The organism is Novosphingobium sp. PC22D (genome assembly GCF_002556635.1).
Classification (GTDB): Bacteria; Pseudomonadota; Alphaproteobacteria; order Sphingomonadales; family Sphingomonadaceae; genus Novosphingobium.
In genome coordinates this window covers 1-23,303 of sequence record NZ_MWMO01000028.1, presented here as the reverse complement: position 1 = coordinate 23,303, position 23,303 = coordinate 1, and the positions used below count along the sequence as shown (strand labels likewise).

General features: G+C 59.8%; 24 protein-coding genes. 6 read left to right on the top strand and 18 right to left on the bottom strand.

Features of this window, described 5'->3' with window-relative positions:
- Positions 1-215: 215 nt before the first annotated feature.
- The 4 genes from B2G71_RS22590 to B2G71_RS22575 form a co-directional block, all read right to left on the bottom strand.
- On the bottom strand, positions 216-1,286 hold the full coding sequence (locus B2G71_RS22590) for a trypsin-like peptidase domain-containing protein (RefSeq protein ID WP_240530310.1): 1,071 nt from the start codon (positions 1,284-1,286) through the stop codon (positions 216-218).
- Positions 1,287-1,451: 165 nt separating this feature from the next.
- Positions 1,452-2,657, bottom strand: coding sequence for a cation:proton antiporter (locus B2G71_RS22585; RefSeq protein ID WP_098108915.1), 1,206 nt, complete (start codon positions 2,655-2,657; stop codon positions 1,452-1,454).
- 93 nt (positions 2,658-2,750) lie between these two features.
- On the bottom strand, positions 2,751-3,389 hold the full coding sequence (locus B2G71_RS22580) for a DUF308 domain-containing protein (RefSeq protein WP_235980336.1): 639 nt from the start codon (positions 3,387-3,389) through the stop codon (positions 2,751-2,753).
- Between the two features lie 204 nt (positions 3,390-3,593).
- Positions 3,594-4,232, bottom strand: a complete 639-nt coding sequence (locus B2G71_RS22575) for a helix-turn-helix domain-containing protein (protein ID WP_046905178.1) — start codon at positions 4,230-4,232, stop codon at positions 3,594-3,596.
- Between the two features lie 179 nt (positions 4,233-4,411).
- Here B2G71_RS22575 and B2G71_RS22570 point away from each other — a divergent pair, with 179 nt between their 5' ends.
- Genes B2G71_RS22570 through B2G71_RS22555 form a run of 4 tightly spaced genes read left to right on the top strand, consistent with a single transcriptional unit; the run spans position 4,412 to position 7,001 of the window.
- Positions 4,412-4,741 carry a hypothetical protein gene (locus B2G71_RS22570; RefSeq protein WP_141521669.1) on the top strand — a complete coding sequence of 110 codons (330 nt, stop codon included), beginning with the start codon at positions 4,412-4,414 and terminating at the stop codon, positions 4,739-4,741.
- A gap of 9 nt (positions 4,742-4,750) precedes the next feature.
- Positions 4,751-5,089 (top strand): DUF5335 domain-containing protein, encoded by a 339-nt coding sequence (locus B2G71_RS22565; protein ID WP_046904200.1) that lies wholly within the window; start codon positions 4,751-4,753, stop codon positions 5,087-5,089.
- 49 nt (positions 5,090-5,138) lie between these two features.
- Positions 5,139-6,062, top strand: a complete 924-nt coding sequence (locus tag B2G71_RS22560) for a YfdX family protein (protein ID WP_240530309.1) — start codon at positions 5,139-5,141, stop codon at positions 6,060-6,062.
- A gap of 30 nt (positions 6,063-6,092) precedes the next feature.
- The gene (locus B2G71_RS22555; protein WP_098108913.1) at positions 6,093-7,001 is read left to right on the top strand and encodes a LysR family transcriptional regulator; all 909 of its coding nucleotides are present in this window, start codon (positions 6,093-6,095) and stop codon (positions 6,999-7,001) included.
- Here the strand turns inward: B2G71_RS22555 and B2G71_RS22550 are convergent.
- From B2G71_RS22550 to trbB, 11 genes are read right to left on the bottom strand one after another with little or no spacing between them, the layout of a single operon-like run.
- Positions 6,977-7,216 carry a DUF2274 domain-containing protein gene (locus B2G71_RS22550; RefSeq protein WP_098108912.1) on the bottom strand — a complete coding sequence of 80 codons (240 nt, stop codon included), beginning with the start codon at positions 7,214-7,216 and terminating at the stop codon, positions 6,977-6,979. The genes B2G71_RS22555 and B2G71_RS22550 overlap by 25 nt on opposite strands.
- The gene (locus B2G71_RS22545; RefSeq protein ID WP_098108911.1) at positions 7,213-8,436 is read right to left on the bottom strand and encodes a TrbI/VirB10 family protein; all 1,224 of its coding nucleotides are present in this window, start codon (positions 8,434-8,436) and stop codon (positions 7,213-7,215) included. The genes B2G71_RS22550 and B2G71_RS22545 overlap by 4 nt, the downstream gene beginning before the upstream one ends.
- A complete protein-coding gene (gene trbG / locus B2G71_RS22540) occupies positions 8,436-9,446 on the bottom strand; it encodes a P-type conjugative transfer protein TrbG (protein ID WP_098108910.1) in 1,011 nt (336 codons plus the stop codon). Before trbG ends, B2G71_RS22545 begins: the two co-directional genes overlap by 1 nt.
- Entirely contained in the window at positions 9,443-10,126 is a 684-nt protein-coding gene (gene trbF / locus B2G71_RS22535; RefSeq protein ID WP_098108909.1) for a conjugal transfer protein TrbF, read from the bottom strand. The genes trbG and trbF overlap by 4 nt, the downstream gene beginning before the upstream one ends.
- A 4-nt stretch (positions 10,127-10,130) precedes the next feature.
- On the bottom strand, positions 10,131-11,420 hold the full coding sequence (trbL, locus tag B2G71_RS22530) for a P-type conjugative transfer protein TrbL (RefSeq protein ID WP_098108908.1): 1,290 nt from the start codon (positions 11,418-11,420) through the stop codon (positions 10,131-10,133).
- The gene (gene trbK-alt / locus B2G71_RS22525; RefSeq protein ID WP_098108907.1) at positions 11,417-11,677 is read right to left on the bottom strand and encodes a putative entry exclusion protein TrbK-alt; all 261 of its coding nucleotides are present in this window, start codon (positions 11,675-11,677) and stop codon (positions 11,417-11,419) included. The genes trbL and trbK-alt overlap by 4 nt, the downstream gene beginning before the upstream one ends.
- A gap of 13 nt (positions 11,678-11,690) precedes the next feature.
- Positions 11,691-12,410 carry a P-type conjugative transfer protein TrbJ gene (gene trbJ / locus B2G71_RS22520; protein ID WP_098108906.1) on the bottom strand — a complete coding sequence of 240 codons (720 nt, stop codon included), beginning with the start codon at positions 12,408-12,410 and terminating at the stop codon, positions 11,691-11,693.
- On the bottom strand, positions 12,407-14,875 hold the full coding sequence (gene trbE, locus B2G71_RS22515) for a conjugal transfer protein TrbE (RefSeq protein WP_098108923.1): 2,469 nt from the start codon (positions 14,873-14,875) through the stop codon (positions 12,407-12,409). Before trbE ends, trbJ begins: the two co-directional genes overlap by 4 nt.
- Entirely contained in the window at positions 14,872-15,141 is a 270-nt protein-coding gene (locus B2G71_RS22510) for a VirB3 family type IV secretion system protein (protein WP_098108905.1), read from the bottom strand. Before B2G71_RS22510 ends, trbE begins: the two co-directional genes overlap by 4 nt.
- The gene (locus B2G71_RS22505) at positions 15,141-15,473 is read right to left on the bottom strand and encodes a TrbC/VirB2 family protein (RefSeq protein WP_098108904.1); all 333 of its coding nucleotides are present in this window, start codon (positions 15,471-15,473) and stop codon (positions 15,141-15,143) included. The genes B2G71_RS22510 and B2G71_RS22505 overlap by 1 nt, the downstream gene beginning before the upstream one ends.
- Positions 15,470-16,456, bottom strand: a complete 987-nt coding sequence (gene trbB, locus B2G71_RS22500) for a P-type conjugative transfer ATPase TrbB (protein ID WP_098108903.1) — start codon at positions 16,454-16,456, stop codon at positions 15,470-15,472. The genes B2G71_RS22505 and trbB overlap by 4 nt, the downstream gene beginning before the upstream one ends.
- A 269-nt stretch (positions 16,457-16,725) precedes the next feature.
- Between trbB and B2G71_RS22495 the strand changes: the two genes are divergently transcribed.
- Both B2G71_RS22495 and B2G71_RS22490 read left to right on the top strand, forming a co-directional pair.
- Positions 16,726-16,983, top strand: coding sequence for an addiction module antitoxin (locus B2G71_RS22495; protein WP_240530308.1), 258 nt, complete (start codon positions 16,726-16,728; stop codon positions 16,981-16,983).
- Positions 16,984-16,987: 4 nt separating this feature from the next.
- Positions 16,988-17,299: a type II toxin-antitoxin system RelE/ParE family toxin gene (locus tag B2G71_RS22490; protein ID WP_098108902.1), complete on the top strand. Its 312-nt coding sequence runs from the start codon at positions 16,988-16,990 to the stop codon at positions 17,297-17,299.
- Positions 17,300-17,901: 602 nt separating this feature from the next.
- Here B2G71_RS22490 and B2G71_RS22485 read toward each other — a convergent pair.
- From B2G71_RS22485 to B2G71_RS22475, 3 genes are all read right to left on the bottom strand, one after another.
- On the bottom strand, positions 17,902-20,397 hold the full coding sequence (locus B2G71_RS22485) for an AAA family ATPase (RefSeq protein ID WP_098108901.1): 2,496 nt from the start codon (positions 20,395-20,397) through the stop codon (positions 17,902-17,904).
- A 268-nt stretch (positions 20,398-20,665) separates the two neighbouring features.
- Positions 20,666-21,082 carry a ribbon-helix-helix protein, CopG family gene (locus tag B2G71_RS22480; RefSeq protein WP_098108900.1) on the bottom strand — a complete coding sequence of 139 codons (417 nt, stop codon included), beginning with the start codon at positions 21,080-21,082 and terminating at the stop codon, positions 20,666-20,668.
- The gene (locus tag B2G71_RS22475; protein ID WP_098108899.1) at positions 21,079-23,085 is read right to left on the bottom strand and encodes a conjugal transfer protein TraG; all 2,007 of its coding nucleotides are present in this window, start codon (positions 23,083-23,085) and stop codon (positions 21,079-21,081) included. The genes B2G71_RS22480 and B2G71_RS22475 overlap by 4 nt, the downstream gene beginning before the upstream one ends.
- Positions 23,086-23,303: the final 218 nt, after the last annotated feature.

Here is a 23,303-nt window from a genome sequence, read left to right as displayed (position 1 = left end):
AAGATGAGTGACCTCACTATGCGAATGACGGCTTGTCGCGCTGATTTATGTCAGGCGCGGGCGTTCTCGGCATCCCGGCCGTTTTGCGGTTGCCCGGTGTCGCTTGTTGCGTGCGAAGCATTGAGGAGAACCAAAAATCTACTTGCCGCCAGGCCGGTGACCGAAGCGCGGTGATCGCAAAGCGTCCTCGAGCGCGGCCGCCGAAGTTCGTGTGCTCAGATTCCGGGTTGGAGTTCGACGGACACATTGCGCTCCTCGCCGGCACGGAGAAGCGTAAGTTGTACTTTTTGCCCCACCTGAAAATCGTCAAGCCGCGCGAGTAAATCGCCTAGCCGTGACACCGGCTTGCTGTTTAGGGCCACGATCACGTCTCCTGGCAGGATTCCGCGCCTCGTACGCTGAACACCGACAAGGCCCACGCGCTCTGCGGCCGATCCAGGCTCAACACTCAGGATGAATACTCCGTCAATACCAGAAGCGCGCTTGAGCCGGTCATTGATTTCCTCATCACTTTCGATGCCAAGCGCGGGGCGCGTGTAGCGGCCGTTGGCAATTAACTGTGGCACCACGCGCATCACAGTGTCCACTGGGACTGCAAAGCTGATTCCTGCAGATGCGCCTGAAGGGCTGTAAATGGCGGTGTTTATGCCGATCAGCCGTCCGGCAGAGTCGAGAAGCGGACCACCTGAATTGCCCGGATTAACCGCTGCGTCAGTCTGAATCAGATGGCGGATATCCGGCCCATTCTCATTCGGGAGCGACCGGTCGAGGGCAGAAACAATCCCTTTGGTTAGCGTCCAGTCGAGACCAAAGGGATTGCCAATGGCAAAGACATTCTGTCCCACCTGTAGATCACTGCTGGTGCCGATCGGAACACGCGCCGGGGCGCTAAATCCTGCGCCACCGATCTTCAAAACAGCGAGGTCGTGCTGCGGGCTCACGCCCACGAGCTGGGCATTGAACTGGCGGCCATCGGACATCTGTATCTGAGCTTCCGAGGCTCCTTCTATTACATGGTAATTGGTGACGATGTGTCCGGCCCCATCCCAGATCAGGCCCGATCCCGAACCGCGCGGCACGCTGTAGACATTGCGGGTCCAGAAATCGGCAACACGCTGGCGGGTCGAGATGAACACAACCGAATCGCGCGCATTGCGAAAAAGATCGATAGTGGCTCGCTCATCGGCAGCAAGGTCGCCGCGCGGCGTAACAGTGCGAGGCTCAGCGACAAGCGCGGATTGCAATAGGAGGAGCGAAGCGACTGCTGAAAGGAGGAGGACGTTCATGGCGATTAGAGCAATTACTAACGGGCGCGAAGAGCGTGACGGTGTTGGTGTCTGTGGTTGCATTCCGGGAATCTAGGCTCCGGGATCGGTGGATCAATCTGCAATTGGTAAGCTGGCAGCATGATCTTTGGCGCTGCGCAAGGTCGCGTTTGGTGGCGTGCCCCCCTATCTCCCCTGGTTTCGCCGCATCTTACAAAGAGATTGCGGCACGAGATTCTCCCTGGCGGATAGCGAGATAAGGAAGGGCGCGACAAACAGGCTGATCCCAATTGCGAGCAGGAAGGGTTGGGCCAACGCATTGTCGAGTAAACCGGCACCCACACTCAGAGACACGAGAAGCAGGCTGAATTCACCGGCGTGGGCCAATATCAATGCCACCTTTGCGGACACTTCGGCGTCGGTGTCTGCCAGGTAGAGAATCGCGGCCAAAATCGCAGCTTTGAGGACCACGATGACCGCCAGCCAAGCAAGGACAGATCCAAACGATTGGTCGAGGATCGTAATGTCCATTTGAGCTCCTAGGCTGACAAAAAAGATCCCTAGCAGGAGATCCCGAAAAGGCCTCACTTCGCGTTCAACGACGTTTCGGGCATCGCCTTCGCTAATCAGCATTCCCGCGATGAACGCTCCGAGTGCTGGCGAAAGCCCGGCGTAGTGCGCTCCGACTGCTGTCGAAAGAACCAGAAAGAGCGCAAGCAACTGCGGAAGTTCGTTGTTGGAGCTTCGTTCAATCCACTGGGCGAGTGGAATGAGAATCTTCCTGGCCAGAATGAGCGCGGCGAAAAGACCTAGTGCGTTGAAGAAGCCCTTTTCGACCCCATGCCCGGTAGCACTTGCTGTCTGCAGAGCATCAATAAGGACCAGAAATCCTACCGTCGCCAGATCCTGAAAGAGAAGAATGGCAATCGACGTCCGGCCTTGAGCGTGGCCCAACGCACCGGAGGCCTCCAGTTGCTTGATACTCAGAGCAGTCGACGACATTGCAATGGCGGCGCCAAGCAATATGGCTATCGGCCAAGACACATCTAGAAGCAGATTCGCACCGAGCGCGACGATGACAGCCGTTATGCCGACCTGCGCCCCGCCAATTCCGAAGATCAGACGGCGGAGTTCCACGAGCTTCGTCCACGAGAATGTGAGGCCTAGGGAGAACATCAGCAGGATCACCCCTAGCTCCCCCAAGGCATCCAATGCGGCACCTTCCTCTTGCAGCAACCCCAGAACGTGTGGTCCCAATACGAGCCCAGTAAGCAGAAACCCCAGAATTGCTGGGACACCGAGCCGGACGGAAAGCGATACGACAACGAAGGCTCCGCCGATAAGGAGCGCTGCACTTTCGAGCATAGGGGTTGCGTTTGATGCGCTTTCCATTCTTGTTAGTCCTTGTGATCTCCCGTCAAGAAGGAGCGGACATAGGAGGCCTACCGGCGACGGCGATTGCTTTTGTCATCCCGCTAGTCGCCTTCATGTCTCCACTGCACCGCCTGCCTTTGCGATGCGCCGCAGACGGAACCCGAGCAAAAGCATCAACCCACCAAAAATCAGTGCGTAGATTCCGAACACCCAGCCAGCGGCGAGGACGGCGCTGCCCGGAAGGGCGATGATCAGGTAAATTGCTAGAATTCCGAAAAGCAGGGATATGAGCCCGGCGGCGACAAGTAGCCATTCGCCTTTAATTTCCTTCCGCATTCTTATGGCTGCGGCTATTTCCATTCCGCCTCGCATGATGCTCCAGAATGCAATCATGCCCCAGAGAAATAATGCGAGCGCGAGTGAAGCAACATATGGGGCAATGAGGACAATTGCACCCGTGACGATCCCGATCAGACCACTCGCTATTAGCCATCCCCACCTTTTATTCTTCCGCATCCGCCTCACCCCGGACCAAAGCGCGAGAACCCCGTCCACGAATGAGAAAGCTCCAAATAGGAGCGTTAGCGCGATAACCGCACTGATCGGCATTGCCAGTGCCAAGGCGCCCAATAGTACGAACAGTACCCCGCGTATGAAGAAAACCCACCAGTTTCCCGAGAGGGTGCATTCGATCTGACCGATAGAAAAGCCCGACATGTTTCGGACCTCGGAATCAATTGAACTAGCCATGCTGTCTGCTCCTTAGACCTCTAGTAAGCAAATCTCTGGGTATGGAGGATTTATTGGCTTCTCCGCTACCTGGCACGACGTTTGCCCGGATATTTGGGTGGGGCGGTGCTCGCTTCAAGAGCGGGCAATTCACCAGAGCCCTCGGCCAGCGACTGAAGCACCACTGCCCGATTGGATGGCCGGCCAAATCTTTTGGCCGTCATGTCAGGTCGAGAATATGGCTTGGGCGTTGAGAAGCAGCCCGTTCGAATCGAGAATCGTCACGTCCTTGCCGTTCACACGGAGGAGCTTTTCGTTCTGCAGAAGCGTGAATGTGCGGGTAACGGTCTCGCTGGTGAGGCCGAGATGATCGCCAATCTCGGCACGCGACATGAGCAGGCAAATCTCCCGGCGCCCGCCAAGGCGATGGACCAGGTCCATGAGGAAATAGGATAGTTTTTCTACTGCCGTCGACCGCGCGAGGAGAAATCCGCGTCTCAATGAAGCCACATGCGTCCTGGCACACCAAGACCACACAGAGTCTACCGCTGCATCACTGCTCGATGTCAGCGCCTGAAGAACAGAAGATGCTGTGATCAAGATGGACGTAGCGCAAAGCGCTTCGGCCGTTTGGCTTTTGACGCTCGCTTGATCGGCCCAGAAGAATTCACCCGGGAGGTGGAATCCTTCGATCCAGCGCCGTCCATCCTCTGCAATCACGCTGTTTTGCACAACACCGGACAATACCCAGTACAAATCCCCGGTCGGGCTGATGGATAAGTCCTGACCTTCCCTCAGCTCGATCACGCGCGGCGCCAGCCCAGAAAAGAGCGGCGGCAGCCCCAATGCTGCTGCGCGATTCATATTCGCAATATACCATATAGCACCATAAGTGCTATAAAGCATTAAATGTGACATATGTCACCATGATTCCGTTGCAGTGTGGCAAGCTACCAAAGCAAAACGGCTTTCGGGCTGACCTAGGTCAGCGCGAGGAGAGTTGGATTGACGCAACTTCGTCCCGCCAAAAGCAGGAGGGTGCGATGCAGTTGGTCAATATCTCAACGATCTGGATTGCCGGCCTGCCGCTGGAGGTCGGCCGCACCCGAGGAAGTCTTCTGAGGCTCGAGGCAGTCATGAGCCAGCTAGGGGAGCAATCTGAGGCTGAGCTGAAAGCGTTCGTGCGTCTCAAGAATCTCGAACAGCGTCTTTTTGATCGGATGTGCCGCTTACGAGAAACAAGAGGTCGATCCGCGGATGAGCTGTGCCGCCGCACACGTCTGCTGGGCGACGAATTGCAGCGCGAGATTACCAATTTTTGGTCACAGGCAACCCTGCCGCCTCGCCCAGATTCTCAACCCAAAATTAGGTGAGCTAAAGAAATGAAATCGGTACCGAAATCCCAATGGACCAGTTTCTGCAACCAAGTGACAGATGCTCTGACAGGACTCAGGGCAGAAATTGAGGTCGCGTCTCTCGACCTGGGAGATCAGGTGCAAGCAAAGAGCTTGCCGATCTTAGGGATCACTTATGACCATAAGAGCGACGTGTTCGAGATCGCCCTCGAAGGCCTCGATCATCTGATCAGACGGCCTGAATCTTTGATGGTGATGGATAGTCCTACAGGGGTGACGTCGATGCTCGTGGTCGATTGGGACGCAGTCCGGCACGTCATTCGATTCAAGGAACCGCTGATGCTGCCAGCGCCGCAAGGCGACTAGGGGCCTTCCGCTACATAATCTTCTCTCGCTGTTGAAAAGGGGTTTAGCCATGCTGTCCTTCCACAAAACTTCGCCCATCCTTGCCTTGGCGTTGCTCGCGACCGGCGCCTGTTCTGACAAAGGCGAAGAAGCCAAGGAGCAAACCCAGGCCTCTCCGAATGAAGTGACCGAGACAGCCTCGGCCTCTGACGAAATGAATGCCGTCGATGCCAGCGAACTCCTCGAAGAGGCCGTTGCAGCCCTTCAGGAAACGCAAACTGCGCTCGGGGCTATCGACGAAGAGGATGATAAGAAGGCACTGGAAGCTCTGGAGCGGGCCACAGGCAAGCTTGAAATCCTTCTCGCCCGCAGTCCGAATCTCGCGCTGGCGCCTGTCGACGTTTCGGTCGTCACTCACGATATTTTGGCCGATGAAGACGCCGTTAAAGCGCTCAAGAAGCAGGTCGAGGACAAGATTGACGACGGGCGCCTGCAGGAAGCTCGCCGATTGATGGATGGTCTAGCAAGCGAGACCATAATTCGCGTTAGCAACCTGCCTCTCGCAACCTATCCAGACGCCATCAAGTCAGCTGCAGCGCTTCTTGCGAAGGATAAGCCGCAGGAGGCCAAGGAAGTCATACTGGCGGCACTCGGTACAATAGTAGTTCAGGACACGATCATTCCGCTGCCGATCGCGCGGGCACAGGGCGCCATTAACGAAGCAAGGGAACTTGCTAAGAAATCTTCCCGAACCAAAGCGGATAATGACCGCATCACTGGCCTTTTGGAAAAGGCCCGGGAGCAACTCCGTTTTGCACGCGCACTTGGTTATGCGAAGAAGGATGACATCAAGGATCTCCTCGATAGCGTCGATGAAATTGAAGATGAAACGAAGAATGATCAATCGGGCAGCCGGTTCTTCGATAAGATCGAAAAACTCTTTGAGCGTGCCAAGAAGGCAAGCCAACCCGACTCAGCGGGCAACAATGGGTGAACTGCTTACAATTGAGTTCCTTGAGTTTTCATGCCTATCGATATCCGGCAGCTTCGCTTCGCGGTGATGGCGGCTGATGCGTCTAGCTTTCTAGGTGCCGCAAAAAAGCTCAACGTCAAACAGTCGACATTGAGCAAGCGTGTCGGTGTCCTCGAGCGGCGGCTTGGAATCACGCTCTTCGAGCGCTCGACAAGGGGCGTGGTCCTGACGGACCCTGGGCGCGCCTTCATCGAAGTGGCCAGACGCATCGTACGCGACGTTGACGGCCTCAGGGATACCGCCAGGGCAGTCCGGTCAGGATTGGCTGGTCAATTGAGCATGGGATTCTCATGTTCCCTGAGCAGTGGCAATTTGAGGCTGGTACTCGGTGATATTCTCAAAGACTGCCCCGGCGTGGAACTTGATATTCAGGAATCCAGGCCAGACCAAATGCTCTCAGCATTGCAGTCCCGGCTCATCGATGTGGCGATTCATGCTTGTCAGATATCAGCTGTCGGCCTCGCGCATCGCCCTCTGTGGTCTGAGAGGCTGATGCTCGTCCTGCCAAGAAATCATTATCTTCTCGATTTGGAAAAAGTCTTCTGGACGGATCTTCGCGATGCCATCTTCGCCTTCTCAAAGTATTCCACGGGTCCCACGGTTACGCGGGTGATCCGCCAAAGGCTCGCCGCACACGGTTTTGAAGCCAACATTCTCGTTCAATCCAACAGCACAGAAACGATTGCTTCGTTGGTTCCATATGGCAAATTCATTACGGCGATACCGGAGAGCGCGGCAATTGCGGTCCATCCAGACGTTGCCATTTGCGAGATCGCTGAGCCGACCGGCACAGCGCATCTCGATTTCGCCGCATGGTGGTCAGAAGACAACGATAATCCCGTGCTAGCTCGTCTCTTCAGGTTAGTCGACAAACGTTATCCTTCGTTCTCGACCTCCTGAACGGACCGGCGCGCTTTCGCGAAGGCTCTATCAGAAGATATAAATCTCTCGATCATCGGGGGAATAAGCTTGTCAGGATTAGGTGCGTTCTTGGCGTCACCACCATTGAGTACAACGGCATATGTGGTCAACTCTCGATGGAGCCGTACTGGAATTTCGATGGTGATCTTGACCGGCTTATCGTCGATAATGTCGGATAGCTTCAACCTCGTCATGAATGTTCCTCGAATATGATGTCGCGGGTCAATACTACGCGTAAGGGATGCCCGGGCCGGATAGTGAGCGTGGGCTGCACGTTCAACTGCCGGTCGACGATCCGCCGGCCGGTCTGATTGATCGTGTCCTGCGATCCCCGTCGCAACGCGCGGGTCAGATCGTCATCGCTGTCCGCGCCCAGTTCGGCGCCGACGCCAAGCAACGTCGAGATAGCCGCGGCCCGGAACAGCTTCCCCCAATGCTGGTTCACTCCGTCCTGCAATCCGGCAAACCCGGCCGGATCGGCACCAGGCTGGCGCTCAAGGACAATCGAGTGGCCATCCGGCATGATGAGGCGATCCCAGGCAAGCAGCACGCGGGTCTGCCCGGCGACAATATCGCTGTCGTATTCGCCGATGAGCCGCGCGCCCTGCGGAATGAGCAGGATGCGCCCCGTAGGGCTGTCGTAGACATTCGCCGTGACCTGCGCGGTGATCTGGCCAGGGAGGTCGGAGCGAATGCCGGTGATGAGCGCGGCCGGGATGATGCTGCCGGCCTGAAGGACGTTGGGCGATGCGAGCCCAGTCAGCCGCTCCGCACTCACTGTGCGCCGATCGGATGCCCGTTCAAGAAAGGCGCGCTTGCCTGCCTGGGAGCCCTGCAACGCGGTTTCCCCTGAATCGGCGGATGCTTGTGCCGTGAGGTCAGGCAAGACCGGAAGTGAGGCCGTGGCACTGGCCGCTCCAGCTGACCCACCACCAAGAAAAACCGTGCTGGTCCGCGCCGCATCGCGTTCCTGCTCGGCGCGTTGGCGCGCGGCTTCTTCGGCCTGGGCGCGCGGATCGGGCTGTGCGACGACCGGCGGCACCGGCACATTCTCGCCGCGTTCGCGTGCCGCGACGATCGGGCCGCCGAGATCGCCGGGCAGCGGCTCGCCCAGCTTTGGCACATCGCCATAGTCTTTCGGACCCAATGTGATTGCTTCGCTTGTGGCGCGGCTGTCGGTGCTGAAGAGCTCCTGGCCTTGTCGCTCGCCCGGCGGTTGCAGCGCATAGATAAGCGCGCCGCCAATACCGAGACCAGCCACTATGCCAAGCACCGCCAGCGCCTTTCGCGACAGGCGCATCACGCTCGGCGTCGGACCGCGAAGCTGGAAAGGCCGGGGATCGGTAGCCGGATATTGCGTGGTTCGCTCCGGCGCGGCAGGTTCGGCAAGGGTAGTTCCGTCGGGGTCAGCCATCACCGCCTCCGGCGCTTGTCATCGGTGCGCACGATCCGAACACGTCGTTCGCTGCGCTTGCCGCCGAGGCGCAGTTCGGCAGCAGCGAACAGCCGGTCCACCACCATATAGCGCCCTCGCACGCGGTAATTGACCAGTTCGGCATCGCCGGCGGCTCCGGTCACGAATAGCGGCGGCATTTCGCCCTGCGCGATCCCGGCGGGAAATTCGATGAACACCTGCCGACCATCATCGAAAGCACGAAGGGGTTTCCAGGGCACACGATCGCCTTCGATGCGGTAACGGAAATTGAGTGCGGACAGATCCAGGCCCGTTGCCGCAGGCGCGGCGGATGCCGCCGCGGCGTTTCGATTTCGCAAGGCAATCAGTTCATCCTGCGGATAGATCCAGGAGACCGACGCCATGTAAGTTGCAGGCGTGGCGCGCAGTTCCAGATGGTAGCTGCGCCGGTCGGTATTGATGACGAGATTGGTGGCAATGTCGGGCCGTGTCGGCTTGACCAGAATATGGACGCGGGCCGCCACGCCGCTGCCGCTGACTGTATCGCCGATGATCCAGCGCACGGTATCGCCTGCCGCGACCGGTCCGGTTCCGACAAGCCGCTCGCCTTCCTGTAAGGCAATGTCCGTGACCTGTCCGGGCGCGGTGTAGACCTGATAGAGCGCGCCATCCGCCCAGGGATATTGCTGGATGGCATTGAGAAAGCCGTCGAGCACAGGTTGCACACGCGCGGCCTCATTGGCCGCACCGATACGTTTCCTGGGATCGGCAGGCTCGGGCATCGTCTTGGATTCCGCGACCGGCTTCAACTGACCCGGCAAAGGCAGCGGCTCGGGAACGGCAACCACCTCGACCGGCCGGGGAGTCGCCGCTGCAGGCATGGCCGCGATCTCGCGAGGCGGATCGTCGTACGCGATTTCCGGCAGCCTTGGCGATGTGCTGGCACAGGCGGACAGAGTCGAGGCACCGAACGCGAGGGCAAGAGATTTGCGAGCGGATAATCGGATCATTGCTCCAGTTCCTTCGACCAGTTGATGGCATTGACGAACAGGCCGAGCGGATTCTTGCGCAAGGCATCGGGCGTGCGCGGGGTCTGTACGACGATGGATAGAATGGCCGACCAACGGCTGGTGTTTACAAGGCTGCCGTCCTGATAGCGGTGCTCGGTCCATGCGACGCGGAAGCTGTTGTCCGAGGCGCGAATGACGCTCGATATATTGACTGCGACCTGCACCTTGCCGACCTCGGCCAATGGATCATTGGCGCGGGCATAGTCATTGAGGGTCATCGCGCCTTTGTCGGTGGTGAAATCATAGGCGCGCAGCCAGTTCTGCCGAACGATCACCGGATCGGCCGGAATGCTGCGGACCTGTTCGATAAAGCGGGCAAGCTGGAATGCGATCTGCGGATCGGTCGGGCGGTAGTCCGCGGTAGCGGGTGCTACTGCCTGGGCCTGGCCCAGCTTGTCGATCTCGACCACCCAGGGAACGATGTGACCGCGCGCGGTCTGCCAGACGAGACCGCCGGCAAGGCCACCGGAAAGAGCGAGACAACCGAAAAAGGCAAGGCGCCAGTTCCGCGCCTGGACGCGGGCGGAGCCGATGCGGTCGTCCCATACCTGTGCAGCGCGCTGATAGGGTGTGACGGGCTCGGGCATCTGTCCGTAACGGATGGATGGACGTCGGAACATCGTATCATTCCTTCTCACGAATATCGGGACCGGAACCGCCGCCATGGCTGTCGCCGGCCCGCATCGTATGGGCCGCGACGCTCGCGCCATGAGCGGCCGCCTGACGGCGTTTCATCGCGGCTGCCCATGCAGGCTGTGATGAAGAGGAGGCAGTGCCTCCCGCCGTATCGGCGGCTGTGCCAAGACCCGTGCGAGCACCTGCGCGATGACTTTCCTTGAGCGAACCGGCGGCCTTTCTGAGCGGCGAAAGCACCGCGCCGGCCGCAGCCTTGCCGGCACCGGCAGCGCCGCCAGCGACGGCCGCGCTGCCGTTCTTGCCGAATGAGCCGGCGGCATAGGCCCCGCGCGCCGCGCCGGACGTGTAAGCAGCGCCTCTCGCCATACCGCCGATCGCGCCTGCCGCCGCGCCCGCGCCAAGTCGGGCGGCGGCCGCACCGCCGACCAGCGCACCACCGGCGGCCAGCGCGGTTCCGGCTGCGGCTCCTGCGCCAAGCTGGGGACCGCCTGTGACGATGCCGTTGGCAATGCCCGGGCCGAAGATCGAAAGGCCCAGCAGCGAGAGCGCGGCCAGCGCAATCGCCATGACCTGCTCCGCGTCGGGCTCCGGACCCATGGTGACGGTAAACTGGCTGAACAGGGTGGTGCCGATGCCGGTGATGACCGCAAGCACTAGCACCTTGATGCCGGTCGAGACGATATGGCCCAGCACGCGCTCGGCCATGAAGGCGGTGCGGCCGAAAAAGGCGAAAGGCAAAAGGACAAAGCCGGCGAGCGTCACCAGCTTGAACTCGATCAGGGTGATGAAGACCTGCACCGCGATGATGAAGAAGGCGAGCACCACGATCAGCCAGGCAATCAGCAGCACGAGAATGATGGCGAGATTGGCGAATACCGACCAGATGCTGCTGAACGCCTCGGTGGCGTCGATCAGAGGCTGGGCGGCGTCGAGCCCGGTCTCGGCGATGGAACCGGGTTGCATGAACTCCGCAAGGCTGAGAGCATCACCACTCGCCTTGAGCCCCAGCCCCGCGAAGCTTTCGAACAGGATCGTCGCCAGCGTGGAGAAGTTGCCGATGATGAAGGCGAAGATACCGATATAGAGCGTCTTCTTGACGAGCCGCTGCAACACATCCTCGTCCGCGCCCCAGGCCCAGAACAGACCGGCAAGCGTGACGTCGATGGCAATCAGCGTGGTCGAGAGGAATGCGACCTCGCCGCCCAGCAAGCCGAAGCCGGAATCGATATAGCCGGTGAAGACGCCGAGGAAATTGTCGATGACGCCGGCGTCGTTCACGGCCGGTCACCTTCATCGCTACCGAAGAAGCGTCGGCGCTTTTCCGCCCAGGCCTGTTCGCAAGCCGTATCGGGCATGGTGAGCGTGGCGCAGCGTTCGAGTTCGCGCGCCAGCATTTCCTGCCGCTCGCTTTTTTCGGCGACAGGCAGAACCGCTTCGCGCGGCATGTCGTCCGGTTCGCGCATGGCGACCAACGCCACGGCCAGCATGATCCCGGCGATCGCCGCGACGCCCGCGATCCTGGAATTGCGCGACATAGGCCGGCTCCTCTCAGTCGCGCCCGAAGAAGCGGCGGAAGCGTTCGCGCCCTTCGGCTTCCTCGGCGGCCTGCCGCGCGGAATCGAGTGCCTGCGCGCGACTCTGTGCCGCGACCAGCGCGGTCAGATCGGCAAGCTGCTGCGATTGCAGGGCGAGAAGCTGATTGCCGGCCTGGCTGGCCTGCAGCGCGCCGGTCGCCGACTGACTCGCCGAAACCAGATCATCCATGGTGGTGCGGGCGCCGTCGATATTACCGACGACACCGGCCTGCACCTTGAGCGAATCCTGAAAGGCGCCGACGCTGTCTTCCCAGCGCGCATTGGCATTGGCGATCATCTGCGCGTTGCTGCCGGTAAGCGCCGATCCCTTGTAACGATCGGTGAACGCCTGGTCGATCTGCTGCACATCATAGGCGATGCGCTGAGCTTCGCCGAGCAGCCGCTGCGTCTCGCGGACCTGATCTTGCAAGGTCTGAAGCGAGCTGAATGGCAGCGAAGCGAGATTGCGGGCCTCGTTGACGAGGCTGGCCGCCTGGTTCTGGATTTGCCGGATCTGATTGTTGATCTGTTCGAGCGACCGGGCGGCGGTCAGCAGGTTCTGCGCGTAATTGGTCGGATCATAGACGATCCCGCCAAACTGCGCGTGAGCCGGGCTCACAAAGGCAAGGCCAACGATGCTCGTGGTGGCAAGAACACCGGCCATAAGGGCAGGGCGCACATAGGGCAGCTTCATGTTTCAATCTCCATATCTGGTGTGAGGGAAAGGGAGTCCTCGGAGACAGAAGCCTCGGGCAGCAATTCGACAGCCCAGGCACAGCCGCGATGACGCAACCATTCGGCGGCGAAAGCCGATGGCCCATGCTTTTCGATGATGTCGGTAATGGTGAGTTGGTCAGTCTTTGAAGACGCCGCTGCGAAGGCCAGCGCCACTTCGCCCAAGCCCAGTTCAAACAGGCGGTTCCCCCGCCGGCTCTGACAATAGTAATCCCGCTTCGGGGTCGCCCGGCTGAGGATTTCAATCTGGCGGGCATTGAGCCCGAACCGCTCGTAGATGGCCGCGATCTGCGGTTCGGCCGCGCGCTCGTTCGGCAGGAAGATGCGCGTCGGGCAGGACTCGATGATGGCCGGCGCAATGCTCGACGTCTCGATGTCAGCGAGGCTCTGCGTGGCGAAGACGACGCTCGCGTTCTTCTTGCGCAGCGTCTTCAGCCATTCGCGCAGCTGTGCGGCGAAGTCCGGGCTGTCCAAGACCAGCCAGCCCTCGTCAATAATGATGAGCGTAGGCGACCCGTCGAGCCGACCCTCGATGCGGTGAAACAGGTAGGATAGCACGGCTGCAGCCGATCCCGCGCCGACAAGGCCCTCGGTCTCGAAGGCTTGCACGTCGGCTTCGCCGAGCCGTTCGGCCTCGGCATCGAGCAAGCGACCCCAGGGGCCACCAATGCAATAGGGTGCGAGCGCCTGCTTGAGCTGCTGGCTCTGCAATAGCACCGCGAGCCCGGTCAGCGTGCGCTCGGACGCCGGCGCGCTGGCGAGCGAGGTCAGCGCCGACCAGATATGCTCCTTGGCCTGCGGATCGACCGCGACGCCTTCGGACGCGAAGACCGCCGCCAGCCATTCGGCCGCCCAGGCGCGTTCGGCGGAATCGTCAATCTTGCTCAGCGGCTGTAGCTGCACACCGCCGTCATTATCGTCGGAAAGCCCGCCGCCGAGATCCTGCCAGTCGCCGCCCATTCCGAGCGCGGAGGCACGGATGCTGCCGCCGAAGTCGAAGGCGAAGACATGGGCGTTCTCGTAGCGGCGAAACTGCATCGCCATCAGCGCCAGCAGTACCGACTTGCCCGCACCTGTCGGTCCGACAATCAGCGTATGGCCGACATCGCCGACATGAAGGGAAAACCGGAACGGGGTCGAGCCTTCGGTCCTGCCGTAGAGCAAGGGGGGTTGTCCAAAATGCTCGTCCCGTTCCGGCCCCGCCCATACCGCTGCCAGGGGGATCAGGTGGGCGAGATTGAGCGTGGAGATCGGTGGTTGCCGGACATTGGCATAGGTGTGGCCGGGCAGGCTTCCGAGCCAGGCCTCGATCGCGTTCATGCCTTCGGCAAGGCAGGTGAAGTCGCGGCCCTGGATGACCTTTTCGGCGAGCCGCAGCTTTTCCGCCGCGATCGCCGGATCACGGTCCCATACCGTCACCGTTGCGGTGACATAGGCCATACCAGCATAATCGGCGCCCAGCTCCTGCAGGGCAGTGTCGGCATCGGCAGCCTTGTTCGAGGCATCGCTGTCGAGCAGCGTCGATGCCTCATTGGTCATGATTTCCTTGAGGATCGCGGCGACCGATTTGCGCTTGGCGAACCATTGCCGCCTGATCTTCGTGAGCAATTTGGTCGCATCGGTCTTGTCGAGCATGATCGCGCGGGTGGACCAGCGATATTCGAAGGCGAGCCGGTTGAGTTCGTCGAGCAGGCCGGGAAAGGTCGCGCTCGGAAAGCCGGTAACGGTGAGCGTGCGCAGATGATGCTCGCCCAGCTTCGGCTCCAGCCCGCCAGTCAGCGGTTCGTCGGCGAGCAGAGCATCCAAGTGCATCGGCGTCTCGGAAACGCGCACGCGCTGATGGCGGGTGGAAATCGTGCTGTGCAGGTAGGTCAGCGTCTCGCCGTCATCGAGCCAGCGGACTTCAGGCATGAAGCCTTCGACCAGATTGAGCACGCGGTCGCTGCGGTCGATAAAGCTCCCCAGCAGTTCCCACGGATCGACGCCGGAGTTCGACCGGCCTTCGTAGAGCCAGCCTTCAGCTCTGGCCGCATCTTCCGGCGGCGGCATCCACAATAGAGTCAGATAATAGCGGCTCTCGAAATGGCTGCCTTCCTCCCGAAACTGTTCGCGCCGCTCCATGTCGACCAGCGTTGAGACCGGATCGGGGAAGGTAGAGTCAGGATAGTCGAGCGCGGGCACCCGCTGCGCCTCGACGAAGATCGCCCAGCCTGAACCGAGCCGCCGCAGCGCATTGTTGAGCCGCGCGGTGGTGGCGACCAGTTCTGCCGGTGTTGCCGAATCCAGGTCCGGCCCCCGGAACCGCGCCGTGCGCTGAAAGCTGCCGTCCTTGTTGAGCACCACGCCTTCGCTGACCAATGCCGCCCAGGGAAGGAAGTCGGCGAGATGCGCGGCGCCGCTCCTGTATTCGCGCAAGGACATCATGGCCGCATCCATGTCGGGTAGCGCAGATGCCGCCGGGCCACGTCCACGAACTGCGGATCGCGCCGTGCGGCCCAGACCGACAGCGCATGGCCGATCGCCCAGATGGCGAGGCCGGCAATCCAGAGCCGCAAGCCCAGGCCGATGGCCCCTGCCAGCGTGCCGTTCAGGATCGCCAGCGAGCGCGGCGCGCCGCCAAGCAGGATCGGCTCGGTGAGCGCCCGGTGGACCGGCGCTATATATCCGGGAATGGGTTCACCCGATTCCATCAGACCAGCGCCCCACCGCCGAAGCTGAAGAACGACAGAAAGAAGGAACTGGCGGCAAAGGCGATGCTGATCCCGAACACGATCTGGATCAGCCGCCGGAAACCGCCCGACATGTCGCCGAAGGCCAGGGTCAGGCCCGTGATGATGATAATGATGACCGCGATTATCTTGGCGACCGGGCCTTCGATCGATTCAAGGATCGACTGCAGCGGCGCTTCCCACGGCATCGACGAGCCGCCGGCATGAGCAGGCGACGACAAGGACAGCGCAATCACGCTGGCGGTGACGGCAAGCATGGCGCGGCGGGCGCCATGCCGAATGGCATGGATCATGGCAGGTCTCCTGATGTGGGCTGGGAAAGCGAAGTGAGGCGATAATCACCGGTTGCGGGATTGAGTCCTTCGACACGGGACAGTTCGGCGAGACGGCGGCCGTGTCCGTTGCGGACCAGCACGGCGACGATGTCGATGGTCTCGGCGAGCAGCGCGCGCGGCACTGTGACCACGGCCTCCTGGATCAGCTGTTCCATCCGCCGCAGCGCGCCGAGTGCGGTGCCGGCATGGATGGTCCCGATGCCGCCGGGATGGCCAGTGCCCCAGGCTTTCAGGAGATCGAGCGCCTCTGCGCCACGGACCTCGCCGATGGGGATACGATCAGGGCGCAGCCGCAGGCTGGATCGGACAAGATCGGACAGCGAAACCACGCCGTCCTTGGTCCGCATGGCAACAAGGTTAGGCGCGGCGCACTGCAGCTCGCGCGTGTCTTCAATCAGGACGATGCGATCAGCCGTCTTCGCCACCTCGGCCAGCAGGGCGTTTACCAGCGTGGTCTTGCCGCTGCCTGTGCCGCCCGCGACGAGGATGTTGGCGCGTGTGGCGACACCCTCGCGCAGTGCTGCCGCCTCAGCCCCCGACATGATTCCGGCGGTCGAATAATCGTCGAGCGTGAACACCGCGACGGCCGGTTTGCGGATCGCGAAGGCGGGCGCGACGACGACGGGCGGCAGCAGTCCCTCGAAGCGTTCGCCGCTTGTCGGAAGCTCGGCCGAGACGCGCGGGCACCGGGCATGGACCTCTACGCCGACATGGTGTGCAACCAGGCGGACGATGCGCTCGCCATCGGCAGCGGACAGCGTCATGCCGGTCTCGGCGATGCCTTCTCCCAGCCGGTCGACCCAGAGCCGACCGTCGGGGTTCAGCATCACCTCGATCACGGCAGCATCGTCGAGCCATGCCGTGATCGATGGCCCCAGCGCAGTGCGCAGCATGCGCGCGCCGCGTGACCTTGCCTCGGAACGGATCGGATGGACTGTCAAGGTGAACCCCTGCTTGTCTGCCGGGCGAACCGCCGCCCGGCGTCAGGGGCCCATCAAGAAAGCCGCAAAGCGGAAGGACTCAACAGGAAAATACGTGCTTCGCAGGCCGGCGAAGAAAGACAGGGAATGGCGTAGGAGAACCCCGGGCCGCCGGGTAGTGACGGGAGGGAACCTTCAATGATCTAATGCTGCGGCACTCGGACAGAGCGGTCGTTGCGCCTGTCCACAATATCCCTTATGTTGAGGACGGATAATCGAAGGACAATGCCATGCCCAAGGCCATGACCCTGAATGTCCGTGTGAGCGGCGCGCTGGGCGAATTCGTTGCCAGTAATATCGGCGACGACGGCGCCTATGAAAATGTCAGCGAGTATGTCCGCGACTTGATTCGGCGCGACAAGGAGCGGGTAGAAGCCGAAGGGTTCGAACGGCTGAAAGCCGAACTGACGGCCGCTTTCGCTGCGCCGGAATCGTCCTATGAGGCACTCGATGCCGAGAAGGTGATCGCCCGCAACGCGCGAGGCTGATCGCATGGCCGTCTTTCGTGTTCAGAAACGCGCGGGCCGCCGTCTGGACGAAATTTACGTCTACACCCGCGACAATTGGGGTAAGGAGCAGGCCGCCCTCTACATTCGAGGCCTGTTCGAACGGTTCCACGAAATCGCGGCTCGGAAGATTCCATGGCGCCCGGTTCCGGCCGAGTTCGGAGTGGATGGATTCTACTGCCGATACGAACATCACTACATCTATTGGCGAGTGCTCTCCGACGGCGCGGTCGGAATCGTCACCGTGCTTCACGAACGGATGCACCAGATTGACCGCTTTCGCGAGGATTTGCCGTGATAGAGGGCGGCTCAACTTGAGTGGGGCAATTGCGGGGTCTCAGCGCGACGGCTTTCGTCAACGAAGCTGTCGTTCGCACGCTTCAATCAAATCATTGAGAGCTGCCATATATTCAGGTCTCGAAATGTCCTTGGCCGAGGTTTCCACAAAGATTATGCACCAGCGAGACTAGCACTGTCGGATACGCGGCGCCTTCAGTTCGGATTTTCAATCGCTCTGACAAGTAAGGAGAGCGCTGAGGGAAAGGGACAAGACTACGGCCACTTGGGGTACAAACGATGACAGGGCCGGTTACGCGTTTTAGAGAATGGAATTTTCGCCAAAGGGCGAGGTCCAGTGCTACGGTCGAACGAGCGGCGCCGCCCGACGATGGCATTGGCGCGAATGTACCCATTAAGATTGCGGCACAGGATCGCCTGAGGCGAACGGACTTCGCTGCCCGCGTAGCAGGAGTACTGTCTGACCTCAGCTTACGTGAAGGTCGTGTGTTCGCGATACGGGGGGAGTGGGGCTTTGGCAAATGATCGCTCAAGAACCTGATTACGGAAAAGCTCGATGCGCGCCCGCGAAGCCCGCCATAATGGCCTTAGACAAGTCACTATTCACATTCCGTCGCCCGACTGAATAGGCGGATTCGAGGCTGTCGCTTTCCTACGCCGGGGCTTGTTGGATGGCTTGGTAGCTGGCTTTGCTTTCCTGTTATTGCGCTTCACATCGCTGAGTACGATTGGTTCTTTTTCTGCAGCCAACTGCGCTCGCCACGCATGTTTCAAACCATCGAGCTGCTCGATGAACATGGCATAGTCATCGATTCGAGCGGCCGGTTCTTCATGCAGATTGTGGTCCCGCCTAACCGGAACTATCGCATTGCGAATTGCCTCTGCTTCAGGCGACTCGTCCAGCTGGGTCTCGATTTGGCGTAACGCAATATTCGCTAGTTCACGCGTTGCATGATTGGGATTATCGACTTTGAACAGTGCAACCCGCTCTGCGACCAATGTCTCGAGCTTCCTGTTGGAAGCATCATCGCTTGCGCGCCGGACCGCATCATTAACAGCACGGAAGACAATACGCATACGATCCAAAAACAGATCAACCTGCGGCCTCAGTTTAGCGTCGGGCGCATTGCAGACTTCAACCAGGGCCTTCGCAAAAGCAATCTTGTCGATCCGGCCCTTGTGGCGTTTTACTTCGCGATTGATGGCATCCAGCATAGGGCCGCCCTTCGCCACTTCTGCTTCTATCGCCGCGAGCGGAATTTTCGGAGGGGTGCCTTCACGAAATTTCGTCACCTCGTCGATGACCACTTCCATTGCCCGATGCGCAAGTGGAATTGGCACAAGATCTTCGATAACCGGTGCGGTAGGCCAGCCATCGACATCTTCGCCCAATTGTTTCAGGTCTAGGATGTTCTCAGCTTTAATCAGCTTCGTCAGGCGCTGATCCTTTGCAAAGTCTTCCTTGGCCGTCACGCCTTCCTCGTCACCATCGAGTAGGGCGACCACTGGTGGCTTGTCCGCACCCTGCCCACGGATCCGAAATACCGTATACCCGATCTCCTGCGCTGATCCGCTTGGTACGATGACCATCCTATTGAGGTCGAGCGTGTCATCTTGAATGCCCGGTGACTTCAGACGGGTCAGATTGGCTGCGCCTGCCAAAATGATCTGATCCGCGGCACCTTCCACCAGCAGGTTCACCGATCCGACAAACGCGCTTTCACCAACGAAAGCGCCAAATGCTGAACGCAATGGTTCATAGTGATTGCGACTGACGCTGGGCACTACACGGGTGCCGTCGAAACCGCTGCCCTTCTCCAGAACGCGGATACGCTCCGAATGATTCTTATCGAGCAGAAAAGGCGAGTGAGTAACATAAACGACCTGTATCGGTTCGACACCTGGTTCTGGCTCCGCAAGATCGCGAAACACCCGCATCAGATCCTGCTGCGCCTCGGCGGACAGATAGGTATCAGGTTCATCCATCAGTAGGATCGACTCCCGTCCAGATGAAGGGCGATGTATCTGCGTCTGGATCAGGTAGGACAGGAAGTAGCGTAGTCCACTGCTGCGTTCAGAGAAGGTGTAGACCGTGCCAGTACGGTCACTGATGACGAAGACCAGTTCACGATCGCGGGTCGCAACTTTGAGACTGAAATCTCTATCCTGTACCCAGTAACGGCGGAAATTGAGCTTACGGTCGAGTTGCTGGTTGGCGGATTCGAGTAGCCCGCCGACATAGCCGTCATGCTGCTGATCGATCCCATATGCGAGTTCGGAAAGGCTGTTCGGATCGATTTCGCCAAGGGTCAGAAGCAGGCTGCGTCCGAGTTCCAACGACTTGAGGGTGTTCTTGTCAACATGGTTCGCGATTGGCTCGGAAACGCCAGCAAAGGCGCTCACGACCTTGTCGGCATTTTTCTGGACAGCAGCTGCTCCCCCGCTGATCAACGGCCGAACGCTGCTCAGCGCACCGATTAGAGTTTCGATCATCGATCTAGAATAGGTTGCCGCCGGCGCGTCACCGCCCTTTTCGAGAAAAGAAAAGGGCACCGAATTGGGAAGAGCAACTTCGGAGTCGATTTCAAACGGTTTGGGAACCATTTCTTCGATCTGCCGAGTCTGCGTCTCGGATAGCTCATATTTTTCGAAAGTATTCCCGTGCGGAATCCAGAGCGTCAATGTGGTCGGTTCTTCCCGAAACATCAAAAGGCGACGAAAACTGGCGTCTGTAATCTCAATGACTTCGGCAATCCCCTGAGCTTCTTCCTTGGAGAGACCGTCCCATCCCACCCCGACATGCGGCCAACATCGCTGGCCCTTGGCCACCCCGAAGAAGGGGGAATAGCGACATAGGTCACGCTGCTCGATCTCTTGGCCGGTGATTGCCTTCTTAATGACTCCCAAAAGATGGCTCTTCCCGGACTCGTTCGCGCCAACCACAGTCGTGATGCGTGAATCCAGTTTTACGGTCACATAAGGGTAGAAGCGATCCCGGAACATTTCCCAAGGCTGCTTCTGGACGCGGACATCAAGCTTGCGCGTATGGTCGAAGTTGAAGGATTTGTAGAAACGCGCATAAGCTGTCTTGAGCTTCACAAGAAGTTCTCCTGCCTTCCGGAATCATCACTTCGTACCAAGCAAGCGCGATCCGACAATCTCGGAACAGAGTTGCACCTGTACATATATATCTCGGCCACTCCGATTTTGGCTAATCACCCGCTTATAGGCAAGACTAAGTCCCAGAAAGTTCAAGCCTGCGCGACATTCCAGACAGCCGCATTTCGGCTACACTGAACCAATGGCAAGATCGATGAAAGCGGCTCCAATAGCCGACAGTCAGGATCGTCGAACCTAGCGTTCATTTCTACTCGGATGGATTTCGATCCTCGACAACCTCTTGAGCAACCCTCCGTCCGCTGGCGAGCCTTCGTCCCAACGCATCCATGAAGGCATCGTAACGATCTCCGCCCAAGCTACGTAGCACGGCGCGTTCGCTTTCCGGCGGTGGCGGAGTGGATGTCAGCCAAAAGCGAACGAATAGCGCGACCATCTCGACACTGATGCCAAGATCACGTTCAAGCCGCGCCACCTTACGGTCAAGTCGGTCTACACGTTTTGTCATCGCCGCCTCGCGGCGCTCATCGCCATCGGGTGACAGGAAAGAGGCTATAGCTGCCTCGGCAATCAGCGAACGCGATTGCCCGCGCCGGTCGGCATAGGCAGCCAGCGCCCTCATAAGTTCCTGGTCGAGATAGACCGAAAGTCGCGCCTTGGTCGTCATAATTCAATACCGTCATCGGGATCGAGTGATGCCCGACGCGCTAGGGTCCGCATCTGACGGCTCACCGTGGCTTGCTGCGCGGCATCGCTATCCGGCTCGGGATCGTCCGGTTCGAACTCGTTGGCTGGCGCGGATTTGGGAACCGGTGAGATATCGACATGACGTTCCATATCCGGCTGTCGGCGCAACCCGGCATTTTCGGCCTCGTCATCCTCGCACGATACTTCGTCAGACGTGTTTACCGGTGCCGGTTCAGACACCGGTGACACAATGATTGGAGGCAGGCTGCTCCAATCATCGGGATGTGTCTTGCGTGCTCTGCCTTCAATATCCGGCGGAGAAACAACTCGTTCGGTGAACCGCCGGTCCTTGTAGTAGCGGACCTTCTGCGCCCTAATTGGCGGGATACCGGCGACCATGACGATCTCATCGTCGGGTGGAAGCTGCATGACCTCACCCGGCGTAAGGAGCTGGCGGGCAGTTTCCGAGCGCGACACCATCAGGTGCCCAAGCCAGGGTGACAGGCGATGGCCGGCATAGTTCTTCATCGCCCGCATTTCGGTAGCCGTGCCCAGTGCATCCGAAATGCGCTTGGCGGTACGTTCGTCATTGGTGGCGAACGACACTCGCACATGACAGTTGTCGAGGATCGCGTTGTTCGGTCCATATGCTTTTTCGATCTGGTTAAGGCTTTGGGCGATCAGGAAGCTCTGAATGCCGTAGCCTGCCATGAAGGCGAGCGCGCTCTCGAAGAAATCGAGCCGGCCAAGCGCAGGAAATTCGTCGAGCATCAGGAGCAAGCGGTGGCGCGACTGCCGGGCCCGCAAATCCTCGGTCAGCCGCCGTCCGATCTGGTTGAGGATCAGGCGGATGAGCGGCTTGGTGCGTGAGATGTCGCTGGGCGGCACGACCAGATAGAGTGTGATCGGCACATCGCTCTCGACCAGATCCGCTATGCGCCATTCGCAACTACGCGTCACCTGTGCGACCACGGGATCGCGATAGAGACCCAGGAAAGACATGGCCGTGCTGAGCACACCCGATCTTTCGTTCGCCGATTTGTTCAACAGCTCGCGCGCGGCGCTGGCGACGACGGGATGGACACCTGCCTTACCCAGATGCGGCGTGGTCATCATCGCGCGTAAGGTCGATTCGATGGGCTGCCGCGGGTCCGACACGAAGGCGGCGACTCCGGCCAGTGTCTTGTCTTCGCCAGCATAGAGAACATGCAAGATTGCACCGACCAGTAGTGCATGACTGGTCTTCTCCCAATGATTGCGCTTTTCAAGACTGCCTTCTGGATCGACCAGAACGTCAGCGACATTCTGCACATCGCGCACTTCCCAGGCACCCTTGCGAATTTCCAGCAGGGGATTGTAGGCGGCCGATGCAGCGTTGGTCGGATCGAACAGTAACACGCGACCGTGACGCGCGCGAAAGCCTGCCGTTAGCTGCCAGTTCTCTCCCTTGATGTCGTGAACGATCGCAGAGCCCGGCCAGGTGAGCAGCGATGGCACAACCAGGCCGACACCTTTGCCGCTGCGCGTGGGGGCGAAGCAAAGAACATGCTCGGGTCCGGCATGGCGCAGATAGTCCGATCCGAGACGGCCGAGAACGACGCCTTCGTCCCGCAACAGCCCGGCGGTCCGAGCTTCTCGCATGGTCGCCCAGCGTGCCGACCCATAGGTCTCAGCGTTTCGTGCTTCCCGAGCGCGCCAGACCGACATGCCGATGGCGACGATAACGGCTGCGAATCCGCCCGACACAGCGATATAGGCGCCCGTTCTGAAGATCTCCGGTGCGTAGGCGTCGAATGCAAACCACCACCAGAAAAAGGCCGGCGGTGGATAGACAGGCCGACCGAACGCCACGAACCAGGGCGATCCTAGTTCCGGCTGATAGGCCAGCGCCGCCGCCGTCCATTGGGTCGCGCTCCAGATCGAGACGAGCACGATCTGGAACACGGCGATGATCTGGCCCCATAGAATTCTGGTCGCGGACATGAGACCTCCTTCTCATAAAGAGGAGGTCAGCAAGCTACGGATGCAAGCAGCGATCGTGTCCAGAGCAGCCTGGCGAAGAAAGACAGGGAATGGAGTATTCGCTTATTTCGCGTGGTCGCAGAATGTCGGCTTCGCGCCTTACTAGGTTTCGTGGACAAAGGTTGACAGCAGGATCGGGCGTTGATTCAAGGCTGCCTTTTGGAGGTGGCGTTGGGCGA